11 protein-coding genes are annotated in these 13,824 nt (G+C 68.3%); 2 read left to right on the forward strand and 9 right to left on the reverse strand.

The features are described from left to right. The gene (locus E0W60_RS13535; protein ID WP_135704560.1) at nt 1-3,123 is read right to left on the reverse strand and encodes an MdtB/MuxB family multidrug efflux RND transporter permease subunit; all 3,123 of its coding nucleotides are present in this window, start codon (nt 3,121-3,123) and stop codon (nt 1-3) included. Nucleotides 3,124-3,132: 9 nt separating this feature from the next. Beyond that, a complete protein-coding gene (locus E0W60_RS13540) occupies nt 3,133-4,653 on the reverse strand; it encodes an MdtA/MuxA family multidrug efflux RND transporter periplasmic adaptor subunit (RefSeq protein ID WP_135704562.1) in 1,521 nt (506 codons plus the stop codon). Nucleotides 4,654-4,993: 340 nt separating this feature from the next. Between E0W60_RS13540 and E0W60_RS13545 the strand changes: the two genes are divergently transcribed. Beyond that, the gene (locus tag E0W60_RS13545) at nt 4,994-5,737 is read left to right on the forward strand and encodes a response regulator (RefSeq protein WP_135704564.1); all 744 of its coding nucleotides are present in this window, start codon (nt 4,994-4,996) and stop codon (nt 5,735-5,737) included. Nucleotides 5,738-5,804: 67 nt separating this feature from the next. Next, nucleotides 5,805-7,076, forward strand: coding sequence for an ATP-binding protein (locus E0W60_RS13550; RefSeq protein WP_133093834.1), 1,272 nt, complete (start codon nt 5,805-5,807; stop codon nt 7,074-7,076). Nucleotides 7,077-7,291: 215 nt separating this feature from the next. On the opposite strand, the gene E0W60_RS13560 is transcribed toward E0W60_RS13550, so the two are convergent. The 7 genes from E0W60_RS13560 to E0W60_RS13590 form a co-directional block, all read right to left on the reverse strand. Then, the gene (locus E0W60_RS13560) at nt 7,292-8,944 is read right to left on the reverse strand and encodes an amidase (RefSeq protein WP_240745925.1); all 1,653 of its coding nucleotides are present in this window, start codon (nt 8,942-8,944) and stop codon (nt 7,292-7,294) included. A 154-nt stretch (nt 8,945-9,098) separates the two neighbouring features. Then, entirely contained in the window at nt 9,099-9,707 is a 609-nt protein-coding gene (plsY, locus tag E0W60_RS13565; RefSeq protein ID WP_133094214.1) for a glycerol-3-phosphate 1-O-acyltransferase PlsY, read from the reverse strand. Between the two features lie 155 nt (nt 9,708-9,862). Beyond that, on the reverse strand, nt 9,863-10,354 hold the full coding sequence (gene ybaK, locus E0W60_RS13570; protein WP_135704566.1) for a Cys-tRNA(Pro) deacylase: 492 nt from the start codon (nt 10,352-10,354) through the stop codon (nt 9,863-9,865). Nucleotides 10,355-10,388: 34 nt separating this feature from the next. Next, entirely contained in the window at nt 10,389-11,345 is a 957-nt protein-coding gene (xerD, locus tag E0W60_RS13575; RefSeq protein ID WP_135704568.1) for a site-specific tyrosine recombinase XerD, read from the reverse strand. Next, entirely contained in the window at nt 11,342-11,833 is a 492-nt protein-coding gene (locus E0W60_RS13580) for a methylated-DNA--[protein]-cysteine S-methyltransferase (RefSeq protein ID WP_135704570.1), read from the reverse strand. The genes xerD and E0W60_RS13580 overlap by 4 nt, the downstream gene beginning before the upstream one ends. A 108-nt stretch (nt 11,834-11,941) precedes the next feature. Next, nucleotides 11,942-12,910 carry a tripartite tricarboxylate transporter substrate binding protein BugE gene (locus tag E0W60_RS13585; protein ID WP_135704572.1) on the reverse strand — a complete coding sequence of 323 codons (969 nt, stop codon included), beginning with the start codon at nt 12,908-12,910 and terminating at the stop codon, nt 11,942-11,944. Nucleotides 12,911-13,044: 134 nt separating this feature from the next. After that, nucleotides 13,045-13,722: a chalcone isomerase family protein gene (locus tag E0W60_RS13590; protein ID WP_135704574.1), complete on the reverse strand. Its 678-nt coding sequence runs from the start codon at nt 13,720-13,722 to the stop codon at nt 13,045-13,047. Nucleotides 13,723-13,824: the final 102 nt, after the last annotated feature.

Genomic DNA, 13,824 nt, shown 5'->3' on the forward strand with positions numbered 1-13,824 from the left:
TCAGACCGGCTCCTCGCCCGTGCCGCCTTCCTCCGGATCACCGAAGCGGCGCTTGCGCCAGCCCTTCACGCGCGTCGCCACGCGGTCGAAGGCCAGGTAGATCACCGGCGTGGTGAACAGCGTCAGCACCTGGCTGACCAGCAGGCCGCCCACCATGGTCACGCCCAGCGGCTGGCGCAGCTCGCTGCCGATGCCGGAGCCCAGCATCAGCGGCAGCGCCGCCAGCAGCGCCGCCATGGTGGTCATAAGGATCGGGCGGAAACGCAGCAGGCAGGCCTGGAAGATCGCGTCGCGCGGCGTCATGCCGCCTTCGCGCTCGGCCTCGAGCGCGAAGTCGATCATCATGATCGCGTTCTTCTTGACGATGCCGATCAGCAGGATGATGCCGATGATGGCGATGATGCCCAGGTCCATCCCCGCCACCAGCAACGCCAGCAACGCGCCCACGCCTGCGGACGGTAACGTCGACAGGATCGTGACCGGGTGGATGGTGCTTTCATACAGCACGCCCAGCACGATATACATCGTCACCACCGCGGCCAGGATCAGCCACAGCGTGTTCGACAGCGACGCGCGGAACGCCAGCGCCGCGCCCTGGAAGCTGGTCTGCATCGAGATCGGCAGGCCCAGCTCCTGCTCCACCCTGGTGATCTTGTCGACCGCGGCGCCGAGCGATTCGCCATGCGCCAGGTTGAACGAGATCGTTGCCGCGGGGAATTGCCCCTGGTGGTTGATCACCAGAGGCCCGGTGCGCTCGGTGATGCGCGCGAACGCGCCCAGCGGCACCTGTCCGCCGGAAGAGGAGGGCAGGCGCAGCTCGGCCAGCGATTGCGGGCTTTTGCGGAACTCCGGCATGGTCTCCAGCACCACGCGGTACTGGCTCGACTGCGTGAAGATGGTCGACACCAGCCGCTGGCCGAAGGCGCTGTACAGCGCGCTGTCGATCACCGCGGTGGTGATGCCGAAGCGCGCCGCGGCGTCGCGGTCGATATCGACATAGGCGCGCAGGCCGTTGTTCTGCTGGTCGCTGGTGACGTCGCGCAGCTCCGGCTCCTGGCGCAGGCGCTCCACCAGCTTCGGCACCCACGCGGCCAGCGTCTCGGGATCGGGATCTTCCACCGTGAACTGGTACTGCGTGCGCGAGACCTTGTCCTCGATGGTCAGGTCCTGCACCGGCTGCGTGAACAGCGAGACGCCGCCGAGGCTCTGCACCGCATGCTGCAGGCGCTGCGTGACCACGTCGATGGGGTCGCGCTCGCCCTTGGGCTTGAGGTTGATCAGCATGCGCCCGGCGTTGAGCGTGGTGTTGCTGCCATCCACGCCGATGAACGACGACAGGCTCGCCACCGCCGGGTCCTGCATCACCACCTTGGCCACCGCTTCCTGCTTGCGCGCCATGGCGCCGAAGGAGGTGGTCTGCGCGGCCTCGGTGATGCCCTGGATCACGCCGGTGTCCTGCACCGGGAAGAAGCCCTTGGGCACCAGCAGGTACAGCAGCACGGTCAGCGCCAGCGTGGCCACGGCCACGACCAGCGTTGCCTTCTGGCGATCGAGCACCCAGTCCAGCGCGCGCCCGTAGCGCTCGATCACGTTGTCGAAGAAGCGGCCGGTGGCGCGGTGGAAGCGCGACAGCTTCTCTTCCGGCACATGGTGCAGCAGCCGCGCGCACATCATCGGCGTGAGCGTCAGCGACACCACCGCCGAGATCAGGATCGATACCGCCAGCGTGATCGCGAACTCGCGGAACAGCCGGCCGACCACGTCGCCCATGAACAGCAGCGGGATCAGCACCGCCACCAGCGAGAAGGTCAGCGAGATGATGGTGAAGCCAATCTGCTTCGAGCCCTTGAGCGCCGCCTGCATCGGCGAATCGCCTTTCTCGATGTAGCGCATGATGTTCTCGATCATCACGATCGCATCGTCGACCACGAAGCCGGTGGCAATGGTCAGCGCCATCAGCGTCAGGTTGTTGATCGAGAACCCCGACAGGTACATCACGCCGAACGTGCCCACCAGCGACAGCGGCACCGCCACGCCCGGGATGATGGTGGCGGGGATATTGCGCAGGAACAGGAAGATCACCAGCACCACCAGCGCGATCGCCAGCAGCAGCTCGAACTGCACGTCCTCGACCGAGGCGCGGATGGTGGTGGTGCGGTCGGTCAGCAGCTGCACGTGGACCGACGCCGGCAGCGCGTTCTGCAGCTGCGGCAGCAGCGCCTTGATGCGGTCGACCACCTCGATCACGTTCGCGCCGGGCTGGCGCTGGATGTTCAGCACGATCGCGGGCTTGTCGTTGGCCCACGCGGCCAGGCGGCTGTTCTCGGGACCGTCGACGATCTCGGCCACGTCGGTGATGCGGATCGGCGCGCCGTTCTTGTAGCCGAGGATGATCTGGCGGTATTCGTCGGCGGAGCGCAGCTGGTCGTTGGCGTCGATGGTCGACGCGCGCTGCGGGCCGTCGAAGCTGCCCTTGGCGCCGTTGACGTTGGCCGAGCCGATCGCGGTGCGCAGGTCGTCGATCGACATGCCGAGCGATGCCAGCGCGGCCGGGTTGGCCTGGATGCGCACCGCGGGGCGCTGCCCGCCGCTGATGGTGACCAGGCCCACGCCCTGGATCTGCGAGATCTTCTGCGCCACGCGCGTATCCACCATGTCCTGCAGCTTGGGCAGCGGCATGGTGTCGGACGTCATGGCGATGGTCATGATCGGCGCGTCGGCCGGGTTGACCTTGCTGTAGACCGGCGGCATCGGCAGGTCGGACGGCAGCAGGTTGCTGCCGGCATTGATGGCGGCCTGCACTTCCTGCTCGGCCACGTCCAGCGGCAGCGTCAGCTCGAACTGCAGCGTGATCACCGAGGCGCCGCCCGACGAGGACGACGACATCTGCTTCAGGCCGGGCATCTGGCCGAACTGCCGCTCCAGCGGCGCGGTCACCGACGAAGTCATCACGTCGGGGCTGGCGCCGGGGTAGAGCGTGGTGACCTGGATCGTCGGGTAGTCGACCTCCGGCAGCGCCGACAGCGGCAGCAGCCGGTAGGCCACCAGCCCGGAGAGCAGGATGGCCAGCATCAGCAGCGCCGTAGCGACCGGGCGCTGGATGAAGAGGCGTGATGGGTTCATGCGCGGTCCTTACTGCTGCTGGCGGCGCGGGCCTTCCGCACCTGGAGCGCTGGCGCCGCCTTCACGCTGGCGCCGATGCTCGCCGGCCGCGCCGGAAGCACCGGAAGCGCCGGAAGCGCCGCCCGCGGCCGCGCCGCTGGCATCGCCATGCGGCGCGCTGGCACCGCCCCAGCCAGCGCCGTCGCGGTTGCGTCGGCCGCGCCCGCGCGGCTGGCTGGCCGGCACCGTCGCCGCGGCACGCGCGGCCGGGTCGACTGCTTCGACCGTCATGCCTTCCTTGAGCCGGTCGGCGCCATCCACCACCACGCGCTGGCCGGGCTCCAGGCCCTTGAGCACCGCATTGCGGCTGCCATCGCCCGGGCCGAGGGTGATCACCTGGACCTTGACCTTGTTGGCGTCGTCGACGGTGTAGACGAACGTGCCCTGCTGTCCGCGCTGGATCGCCGCCACCGGAATCACGGTGGCGTCCTTGAGCGTGTCGACGCGCGTGCGCACGTTGACGAACTGGTTCGGGAACAGCATCCCGTCTTCATTGGGGAAGACCGCCTTGAGCTTGACCGTGCCGGTGGTGGTGTCGATCTGGTTGTCGGTGGTCAGCAGCGTGCCTTCGCCCAGCTGGTTGCGCACCTGGCGGTCCCACGCCTGCACCGGCAGCTTTTCGCCGGCGTTGAGCTTCTTCAGCACCGACGGCAGGTTGTCCTCGGGGATGGTGTACATCACGGCGATCGGCTGGATCTGCGTGATCAGCGCGATGCCGTTGGCGTCGCTGGTGTTGACGATATTGCCCGGATCGACCTGGCGCAGGCCGATGCGGCCCGACACCGGCGCCACGATCCTGGTGTAGCCCAGCTGCAGGCGCGCATTGGCCACGTTGCCCTGGTCGGTCTTGACCACGCCTTCGTACTGGCGCACCAGCGCGTCCTGGGTATCGACCTGCTGCTTGGAGATCGAATCCTGGCCCAGCAGGGTGCGGTAGCGCTGCTGGTCCAGCTTCGCGTTCTGCAGCAGGGCCTGGTCGCGCGCCAGCTGGCCCACGGCCTGGTCGAGCGCGGCCTGGAACGGGCGCGGGTCGATCTCGGCCAGCACGTCGCCGGCCCTGACCATCTGGCCTTCCTTGAACAGCACCTTCAGCAGCGGGCCGGACACCTGCGCGCGCACGGTCACGTTAGAGACCGGGGTCACGTTGCCCAGCCCGTTCAGGACCACGTCCATGTCGCGCTGGGCCACGGTGGCGACCACGACCGGCGAGCGCGGCATGCCGGCGCGGCCCCCTGGCCCGCCAGGACCGCCAGGACCTCCCGCACCGGGTCCGCCGGCGCCGCCCGGGCCGCCCGGGCCGCCCGCGGTGCCCTTGGGGGCGTCGCCGCGGTGCGCATACCAGTACCAGCCGCCTCCGGCCAGCAGCAGCACCAGCAGCCCGGCATACAGCCGGCGCCGGCTCCTGCGCGGTGGGGTGCCGCCGGGCGGCAGGGGCGGACGGGAAGACGGGGATGGGGGAGGGTTAGGTTGGCCTTGTTCGGGGTTGGACATGTCCGCAATCCTGGGAACGGCGCGCCCGGGCGCGCCGCGGTGTTCTGCTGGCAAGTGACGATGGATGCAGCAGTATGCCGCAACGCAATGGGCGCCGGCCGGCCGCGGGGGGCAGCGCGCCCGGCGGCCGCCGGCGTGCCGGCAAGTGCCGTGCGGCGCGCATTGGGCGGCGCCGTTGGCAAGTCATGCGGCAAGGATAATGTGCGGGCGCGGACGCCCGTATTTCGGCGCCCGGCGCTTTTATTACAGAGGATTACCAGCGCCCCAGGTGTAACCTCCGGAAACAAAACCGCCCGGCCGATCCGGCGTGTGCGCCGCGCGGGCTGACTATCATGTGCCTATGCGAACGAACCAGCCTACCCAGATCCTCGTCGTCGACGACGATCCCGAACTCCGCGACCTGCTGCGCGAGTACCTGACCCAGCAGGGCTTTGCCGTCTCGGTGCTGCACGACGGCGACGGCCTGCAGGCGCGCCTGGAGCGCGAGCGGCCAGCGCTGATCGTGCTCGACCTGATGATGCCCAAGGTCGACGGCCTGACCGCGCTGCGCAACCTGCGCGCCAAGAACGACGACATCCCGGTGATCCTGCTTACTGCCCGCAGCGACGAGATCGACCGCATCGTCGGCCTGGAGATCGGCGCCGACGACTACCTCGGCAAACCCTTCTCGCCGCGCGAGCTGCTGGCGCGCATCAACGCCGTGCTGCGCCGCAAGCTGGCCCGCCCCGCGGCGGCGCCGGAGGACCGCGAATCGGTCGCGTTTGGCCCGTTCCGCGTCAATTTCCGCCAGCGCACGCTGAGCCGCGCCGGCCAGCCGCTGTCGATCAGCGATACCGAGTTCGCGTTGCTCAAGCTGCTGCTGATGCATCCGCTCGAAGTGCTATCGCGCGAGCGTATCGTCGAGCTGATGTACGGCAGCGCCAGCGGCATCAGCGACCGCGGCATCGACGTGCAGATCTGGCGCCTGCGCCGGCTGCTCGACGAAGACGCGCAGCGCCCGCGCTATATCCAGACCGTGCGCGGCCGCGGCTACACCTTCGTGCCCGACGAAGCGGAAGAGATTCCCGCCGAGCTTTCCGATTAAAGCACGCGGCGGCCGGCCGTTTTATCGCCTTTACGTGCCGCCGCGTGCCACCCGAGCCTGCTTCCCGATGAAGTTGCGACGTATCGACACCCTGTTCGGCCGCATTGCCTTGCTGATCGCGGCCGTGCTCGTGATCAGCCACTTCTCGTGGCTGGCCATCCTGCGCATGGACCGGCGCCAGCAGCAGGTCGACTATTCCGTGGAGCAGATGCTGTTCCAGCTCGACAGCATCGAGCGCGCGCTCGATGCGCACCCGCCGGCCAAGCTGCCCAGCCTGGTGGAGACCGCCGATACCGCCAGCGCCGATGAGCACGCCACCGCGCCCAAGGGCGGCCGCTCGCGCCGCCTGGTCGAGCAGTTCATTTCGCGGCTGCCGCAGGGCACCGAGGTCCGGCTCGAGGACGAGACCACGCCGCGTATCTGGATCAAGCTGCCCAGCCGCGATGACTGGATCGCGATGCCGATTCTCTGGGTCCACAACCCGCCGCCTGACAACCGGCTGGTGCCGGGCGTGATGCTGGTGGTGGGCGTGGCCATCGTGTTCGCGCTGCTGATCGCGTGGCAGCTGCAGCGGCCGGTGCGGGACATGGCCAACGCGGCCGAGCTGCTGTCGCGCCAGCGCGCGGTGCCGCCCTTGCGCGAACGCGGGCCGCATGAGCTGCGCCAGCTGATCGAGCGCTTCAATCGCATGGTGGCCGACCTGGCGCGGATCGACCAGGAGCGCAATACGATGCTGGCCGGGATCGCGCATGACCTGAAGACGCCGCTGGCGCGGCTGCGGCTGCGTGCCGAAATGCTGTCCGATCCCAAGGCCGCGGCGGGGGTTACGCGCGACGTGGATTCGATGCAGGCGATCGTTGAGCAGTTCCTGAGCTTTGCACAGACCAGTGAATCGACGGCGCGGCCAGTGCCGGTGGACCGGCGGGTCAATGAACTGGCGGCTTCGCTGGCCGAGCAGGAGCGGCAGGTGGTGTTGTCGCTGGGGGCGGGGGATGGGTTCCGGATGATCGCTACGCAGCTGGATCGGATTATCGGGAATCTTGTTGACAATGCTTATGCCTACGGCAAGCCGCCGGTTTGCATTGCTACGACGCGTACGGCTGATGGTTATGTGCTGGTGGTCGAAGACCAGGGGGCCGGGATTCCTGAAGAGGACAAGGAACGCGTCACGCTGCCGTTTGTGCGCCTCGATCCGGCCCGGGGCGGGAATGCGCATTCCGGGTTGGGGTTGGCGATTGTGGATCGGCTGGTGCGGCAGGCTGGGGGGAAGCTCAATCTCGTCAATGCCGACGGGGGCGGGTTTAGGGTCGAGATGGTGTTTGGGGCGGTGGGGGCTTAAGTTCGGTTTTGCTGCGACTCGGCATCTGGTGGAATTTGATATGCCCGGTTCCGCCCTCCGCCCGGTCTGACGGAATTGACCGGATGCACTTCGTGGAGGCTCCGGCCCTCACCCCTGCCCCCCTCCCGCAAGCGGGAGAGGGGAGCAGCGACGCGTTCCGCGCCAGAGCCCCTGACCTGAGATGCTGCCGGCGCGCAGCGCAGCCGTAGGCGTTCCTACGTTGCCGCTAGCAGCAGGGGCCACCCAACAGCTCTGGGCTCGTTCAACAATGGCGTCAATCCCGAGCCACCGTGGCGCACCAGGGCGTCAGGCAGTCCTGCCCTGCAACGAAGCCAAGCCCCGTACGAAAGCCGTAGCCCACTACGATAAGAGTGGCCGCCCGCAGGGCCGTAAACGCGTTTTTGGTTACTTTTGCCGCTCGGGCAAAAGTGACTCGCCCCTTCAGGGGCGAAACCAGGGCATATCAAATAGCTACCAGATGCCCGCCGCAGCGAAGAGCGAGAGGCTTGTCGGCGTCGTAGCCGAGCTTCTTGTAGGTCAGCGGAAAGATCGTGAACAGCGGCGATGGCCCGATGAACACCGTCTTGCCAGGGCAGGCTGATCGCCGGATGGCCGGTCATGTTGAACGGCATGGTCCAAGGAAACCAGCTCGCGCGCACATTGTCGTAGAGCTGGCCGTCGATCTCGATCTGGCCGAACAGGTCCTGGTCAAGCGGCAGGGCCGTGCGCGTGAGCGTGGGCATCGCCAGCAGTTCGGCATCCGCCAGCAGGCCTTGCACGCGCAGGAACAGCTTCGAGCGCTCGAACATGGCCTGCTGGTATTCCATGCCGGTCACGTGCGCGGCGGATTCCACCTGGCGCACGAAGGTTGCGCTGAGGGCCTCGCGATGCTGTGCCACGATCGGCGCGAAGCGGGTGCGCCAGACCGTATGGTTGATGGCGCGCCAGATCGGCTCGACTTCAAAGCCGTCGCCGGAAAACGGCTCCAGCACGGCGCCCAGTTCGCGCAGCCGCTCCAGGCTGGCCTCGAACGCCGCCGCCACATCTGTGGCCACCGCGTGGCCCGGCGGCGCCAGGCAATAGCGGATGCGTACGCCGCGCAGGTCGCCGTGGGGCTGTGCGGCTGCCACATAATCGGCGGCCGGCACGCCCAGCGACCAGGGGTCGCAAGGATGCTCGCCGGCCATCGCCTGCATCATCAGCGCGGTGTCCATCACCGTGCGCGTGGTCGGCGTGACATGGGTCTGGTTGCCGAACAGGTCCTGCGCCTGGCTGTGCGGGATCACGCCCTGGCTCTGCTTGATGCCGACCACACCGTTGCAGGCCGCCGGGATGCGGGTCGAGCCGCCGCCATCGGTCGCTACCGCCAGCGGTGCGATGCCGCTCGCGACTGCCACCGCGGCGCCGCCGCTGGTGCGCTGCGCGTGCCAGGCATTGCGCGTGCGGCCAAACAGCGGCGAATCGGTCAGGCACTTGGGGCCGAACTCCGGGGTAGTGGTCTTGCCGACGAGGATGGCTCCCTGCGCGCGTAGACGGGCCACTGCGACAGCGTCTTCGCCCGGCACATTGCCGCGCATCGGTACGGCGCCAAAGGTTGTGCGCACGCCGCGCGTGTTGACGATGTCCTTGACGGTGAACGGGCTGCCATGCAGCGGAGCGAGCGGCCGGCCAGCCATCACGTCCTGCTCGGCGGCGCGGGCGGCGGCCATGGCCTCGTCGGCGCATAGCGTGATGAAGCAGTTGAGCCCGGGCTGCAGCCGTGCGGCACGGGCCAGCACGGCGTCCATCAGTTCGACCGGGGAGATGTCCTTGCCGCGGATGCCGGCCTGCAGCTCGGCAGCGGAAAGAAAGCAAAGCGCTTCGCTCATCGGCTTGCATTCTCCTGGCACGGGCCGGTACGTGGCCGGCCGCGATGGGACGGCGGAGACAGGCCCGCCGCCGTGGATCAGCGGGAAAGACCCGCCGTGGCAGGGCCCGGCCGCGGAAAGCGCGCGCCGGACGCCGGCGCTGGCAGTGTAATGCTCAGACCTTCTTCTTGTCCCCGATCCGGCTTTCCTTGCCGGCCAGCAGCTTGGCAATATTCTGCCGGTGCCGCGCGATCAGCAGCACGCTGATCACGAAGATGGCACCAGTCATCACATCCACGCCATTCATCAGCACATAAAAGAACGGCGCGAAGATGGCAGACACCAGTGCCGCCAGCGACGAATAGCGGAAGAAGAACGCAATGATCAGCCAGGTGGCCAGCGTGCCCAGCCCCAGGATCGGGTCGACCGCCAGCAGGATGCCGGCCGCCGTGGCCACGCCCTTGCCGCCGGCAAAGCGGTGGTACACCGGGAACAGGTGGCCGAGAAACACCGCCAGCGCCACCATGGCCAGGCCGGTCTCGTTCAACCCGTAGGCCGGGCCGAAGCGCGCCGCCAGCCACACCGCCAGCCAGCCCTTCAGCGCATCGCCGATCAGCGTCAGGATCGCGGCCTTCTTGTTGCCGGTGCGCAGCACATTGGTCGCCCCCGGGTTGCCCGAGCCGTATGAATGCGGATCCGGCAGCCCCATCAGCTTGCTGACGACAACGGCAAAGGAAATCGAGCCGATCAGGTAGGCGGCGAGGGCGAATATCAGGTTAGGCAGGTTAGCCATGTGCAGTGGGGTGTTTTCAAGCTGGCGGGATTGTAGCGCGGCGGCGCCTTCACCACGTCCGTGACTTCCCGGATTGGCATGCGCGGCCGCCATGCGCGTGTCGCCAGGTGTCGCCCAGGTGGCGACTGGGGCGCCTGGCCAGTGCCTCAGTCAGGCAGCGCGCATTGGACCGGTTGTGCATCGACCAGTCCCCGCAGCAGCTTCGGGTCCAGGCTGACGAGGTAGCCGCGCCGCCCACCGTTGATGTAGATGCGTTCCAGCTCCAGCACCGTGGCCTCCACATACACCGGCATGCGCTTGCGCGTGCCGAACGGCGAGGTGCCGCCGACCATGTAGCCGCTGTGGCGCTGCGCCACTTCCGGCTTGCACGGCTGCACGCTCTTGCGCCCGGTCTGGCGCGCCAGGTTCTTGGTCGAGACCGAGCAGTCGCCGTGCATCAGCACCACCAGCGGCTGCGCGCGCTCGTCTTCCATGATCAGGGTCTTGACCACGTCGTGCTCGGGAACGCCGAGCTGGCGCGCCGATTCTCCGGTGCCGCCATGCTCGACGTATTCATAGGGGTGTTCGCCGAAGTCCACGCCTTGCTTGCGCAGGAACTGGGTGGCGGGGGTTTCGGAGACGTGCTTGTTCTTGCTCATGGCGATGGTGCCGCTAAGTGTCGCTAAGTTTCACTCACCCACGCGGATGGTGCTGCTGGTGCAGCTCGCGCAGGCGCTCGCGCGCGACGTGGGTGTAGATCTGCGTGGTGGAGATATCGGCATGGCCGAGCAGCAGCTGCACCACGCGCAGGTCGGCGCCGTGGTTGAGCAGGTGCGTGGCAAAGGCGTGCCGCAGCGTGTGCGGCGACAGCGGCGCGTGCACGCCGGCATCGCGCGCGTGGCGCTTGATCAGGTGCCAGAACGCCTGCCGCGTCATGCCCTCGCCGCGCTGCGTGACGAACAGCGCGTCGCAGGCGCGCCCGGCCAGCAGCGCGGGACGCGCGCTGGCGAGGTAGCTGCGCAGCCAGTCGGCAGCCTGCTGGCCGAACGGGACCAGCCGTTCCTTGTCGCCCTTGCCGCCAACCACGCGCGCCACGCCCTCGTTCAGTCCGATCTCGATGGTCTTCATCTGCGTCAGCTCGGACACGCGCAGGCCGCTGGCGTACATCAGCTCCAGCATGGTGCGGTCGCGCAGGCCCAGCGGCGTGCCGGTGTCGGGCGCTTCCAGCAGCGCGTCGACCTGCGCCTCGGTCAGGGTCTTGGGGTAGCGCGGCGGCTGCTTGGCGGGGCGCAGCAGCAGGCAGGGATCGGCCTCGACGACGTGCTCGCGCAGCGCCCACTGGTAGAAGCGCCGGAACACCGCGAGCCGGCGGTTGGCCGACGACGCGCGCGTCTGCGTGTGGCGCGCGTTGAAGTAGGCCGACAGCACGCTGTCGTCCACGGCCGGCAGCTCGCCGCAGCCTTCGTGGCGCAGCCAGCGCGCCAGCAGGGTCAGGTCGCGCCGGTAGGCGTCGATGGTGTTCTGCGACAGGCCGTCTTCCAGCCACAGCGCATCGCAGAAGCGGCCGACCAGCGCCGCGTCGGCATCGCTGGGGGCCGTGGCGAGGTCTGGCGGTGCGTCCGCCGCTGCCGTGCGTGTCACGGGGCTCATATCAGCATGGCGCCCTCATGGCGCAGCAGCCAGCGTTTGACGTCGAGGTGGAAACCATCTTCGGCATGATGGGAGAAGCCGCCGATGCCGCGGGCCGAGACCACGCGATGGCAGGGAATCACGATCGGGAACGGGTTCTGGCCGCAGGCCTGGCCCACCGCGCGCGGCATCGCGCCGATGGCCCCGGCAATAGTGCCGTAGGTCGTGGTGGCGCCGCGCGGCACGGCGGCGATGGCCTGCCAGACGCGCTGCTGGAAATCGCTGCCCGCCGGTGCCAGGGGCAGGTCAAAGCGCGCGTCGGGGTTGGCGTAGTAGGCCTCGAGCTGCGCTTCGAGCCGGGCCACGAGTTCCCGCGCCTGCGCATCGGCCGGCGCGCGTGCCTCGACGTGCCCGGGCAGGTACACGATGGCCCGGATGCGTGTGCCGTCCGTGCGCACGCCGACCTTGCCGAACGGGGCAGGGAGGATGGCATCGTAAATGGCGGGCATGGCGGTCTGGCTGGGGCGGATGCTGGATTTTAGTGCTTTTTGCGCCGGCGAGAAAAAAGGCCGCCCTGGCTGGCGGCCTTCAGTGGCGAATGCGATGCTGCGGCCGGATTACTGCTCCAGCTTGATGTTCTGCACCTTCACCAGGTTCTTCATCTTGTCGAACTCCTTCTTGATCTCGGCCGCGTGCTGCGCCGGCGTATTGCCCGACGGCTCGGCGCCGGCGGTGCGCAGGCGCTCCTGGAAGCCCTTGTCCTGCAGGGCCTTGACCGCGGCCTCGTTCAGCTTCTTGATGACGTCGTCAGGCGTGCCGGCAGGCGCCACCAGGCCGTACCAGGCCGGGTCGTTCGGCTCCTTCAGGCCCATTTCGCCGAAGGTCGGCACGTCCGGCAGCGAGTCCAGGCGCTTGTTCCAGGCCACCACCAGCGGGCGCAGCTTGCCGGCCTTGATGTAGGGCATCGACGAGGGCAGGTTGTCCACCATGATCGGTACCTGGCCGGCCAGCACGTCGTTCAGCGCCGGGCCCGCGCCGCGGTACGGGATATGGACCATGAAGGTCTTGGTCGAGACCTTGAACTGCTCGCCCAGCATGTGGCCGAAGCCGCAGGTGCCCGATGACGCGTAAGAGTACTTGCCCGGGTTGGCTTTCAGCACGGCCAGGAATTCCTTGTAGGTCTTGGCCGGGAAGTTCGGGTTCACCGCGATCACGTTGGCCACGTTGGCCAGGTTGGTGATGGGCTTGAAGTCCTTGATCGGGTCGTACGACAGCTTGGGGTTGCAGGCCGGGTTCACGGCCATGGTCGACACCGTCGAGATGCCGATGGTGTAGCCGTCCGGCGCCGCCTTGGCGATCGCGTCCGCACCGATCGAGCCGCCCCCGCCGGCGCGGTTTTCCACGACCACCGGCTGGCCCAGGATGCGGCTCATCTGGTCAGCGGCGCCGCGGCCGACGATGTCGGTGGTGCCGCCCGGTGCGAACGGAATAATCAGGCGGATCGGCTTGGTCGGAAAGCTCTGGGCGTGCGCCGTGGTGGCGGCCGCGGCCAGGGCCAGGGTCAGAGCGAGTTTGCCAGCTTGCATGAGATCATGTCTCCCGTCAGAAGTCCGGGCAGGGTGCTGCCCGGAAGCAAAGAAACCGTCGCGGTGCCACAGGTACAGGCACGGCGGCGGCAGCGTAAATGAGGGCGGCCGCAGCGTAAAGGAGGGCTGCCGCGTTATCCGCCGAGCAGTCCGCGCTTGACGTCCTGGTCGACCGGACGGTCGCCCAGGAACACCCGCAGCACGGCCTGGTAGAAGTCTTCGCCAGGGATCGGGCGGCCGCGCGGCGTGCCGTTGATGGCGACGACGGTGCCCGCCTGCGGGGTAAAGTCCAGGTTGATCACGTCGCCCTTGTGCGCGTTGCCGACCTCGCCCAGGGTGCGCTCGAACTGCACCAGCCGCGCGGCCAGGCCCTGCACCTGCGCTTCGCTGTGGTTGTCGCGGATGCCCTGGCGGATGGCGCGGGCAAAGGCGGGCGGTTCGGCCTCGCGCAGCATGCGCAACTGTAGCCGCTTGGCGCCGGGCGTGCCGAGTACCACGGTCGCATTGCGGGCCTTTTCCTGCAGGTACAGCGCGGCCACGTAGCCCTTGGTCAGGAAGCCCGCGCGCAGCGCGGCGCCGTTGAGCTGCAGTTCCTTGCCGCCCACGCGCGCGGCGTCATCGAAGCGGATTCCCTCCATCTCGACCGCGCGCGCCGGCATGGCAACGGCCGCGGTGGTGGTGCACAGCATCACCAGCAGGGCGGCCGCGCGCGAGCGCAGGCGGCTGGTCAGGCCGCTTGGCAGGCCAGGGCGTGAACGGGAGCGAAGGCGGGTGTCCGGGCCCGGCGGCGCGGAACGGATGCGGGACAACATGGCGGCAGGGCGTACAACTTGGCATGCCATGCTGACCTAAATCTGGAAAAATACCTATCCGTATCTGCCCTAGTCTGCACATTCCAGATCGCCAGCCGTTAT

Source organism: Cupriavidus oxalaticus (genome assembly GCF_004768545.1).
GTDB lineage: Bacteria > Pseudomonadota > Gammaproteobacteria > Burkholderiales > Burkholderiaceae > Cupriavidus > Cupriavidus oxalaticus_A.

Coding starts and splice junctions, on each gene's coding strand:
- E0W60_RS13545 (WP_135704564.1), top strand. CDS start 4,994: ATGCGAACGAACCAGCCTACCCAGATCCTCGTCGTCGACGACGATCCC.
- E0W60_RS13540 (WP_135704562.1), bottom strand. CDS start 4,653: ATGTCCAACCCCGAACAAGGCCAACCTAACCCTCCCCCATCCCCGTCT.
- E0W60_RS13585 (WP_135704572.1), bottom strand. CDS start 12,910: ATGCAAGCTGGCAAACTCGCTCTGACCCTGGCCCTGGCCGCGGCCGCC.
- E0W60_RS13560 (WP_240745925.1), bottom strand. CDS start 8,944: ATGAGCGAAGCGCTTTGCTTTCTTTCCGCTGCCGAGCTGCAGGCCGGC.
- E0W60_RS13550 (WP_133093834.1), top strand. CDS start 5,805: ATGAAGTTGCGACGTATCGACACCCTGTTCGGCCGCATTGCCTTGCTG.
- E0W60_RS13580 (WP_135704570.1), bottom strand. CDS start 11,833: ATGCCCGCCATTTACGATGCCATCCTCCCTGCCCCGTTCGGCAAGGTC.
- E0W60_RS13535 (WP_135704560.1), bottom strand. CDS start 3,123: ATGAACCCATCACGCCTCTTCATCCAGCGCCCGGTCGCTACGGCGCTG.
- ybaK (WP_135704566.1), bottom strand. CDS start 10,354: ATGAGCAAGAACAAGCACGTCTCCGAAACCCCCGCCACCCAGTTCCTG.
- xerD (WP_135704568.1), bottom strand. CDS start 11,345: ATGAGCCCCGTGACACGCACGGCAGCGGCGGACGCACCGCCAGACCTC.
- E0W60_RS13590 (WP_135704574.1), bottom strand. CDS start 13,722: ATGTTGTCCCGCATCCGTTCCGCGCCGCCGGGCCCGGACACCCGCCTT.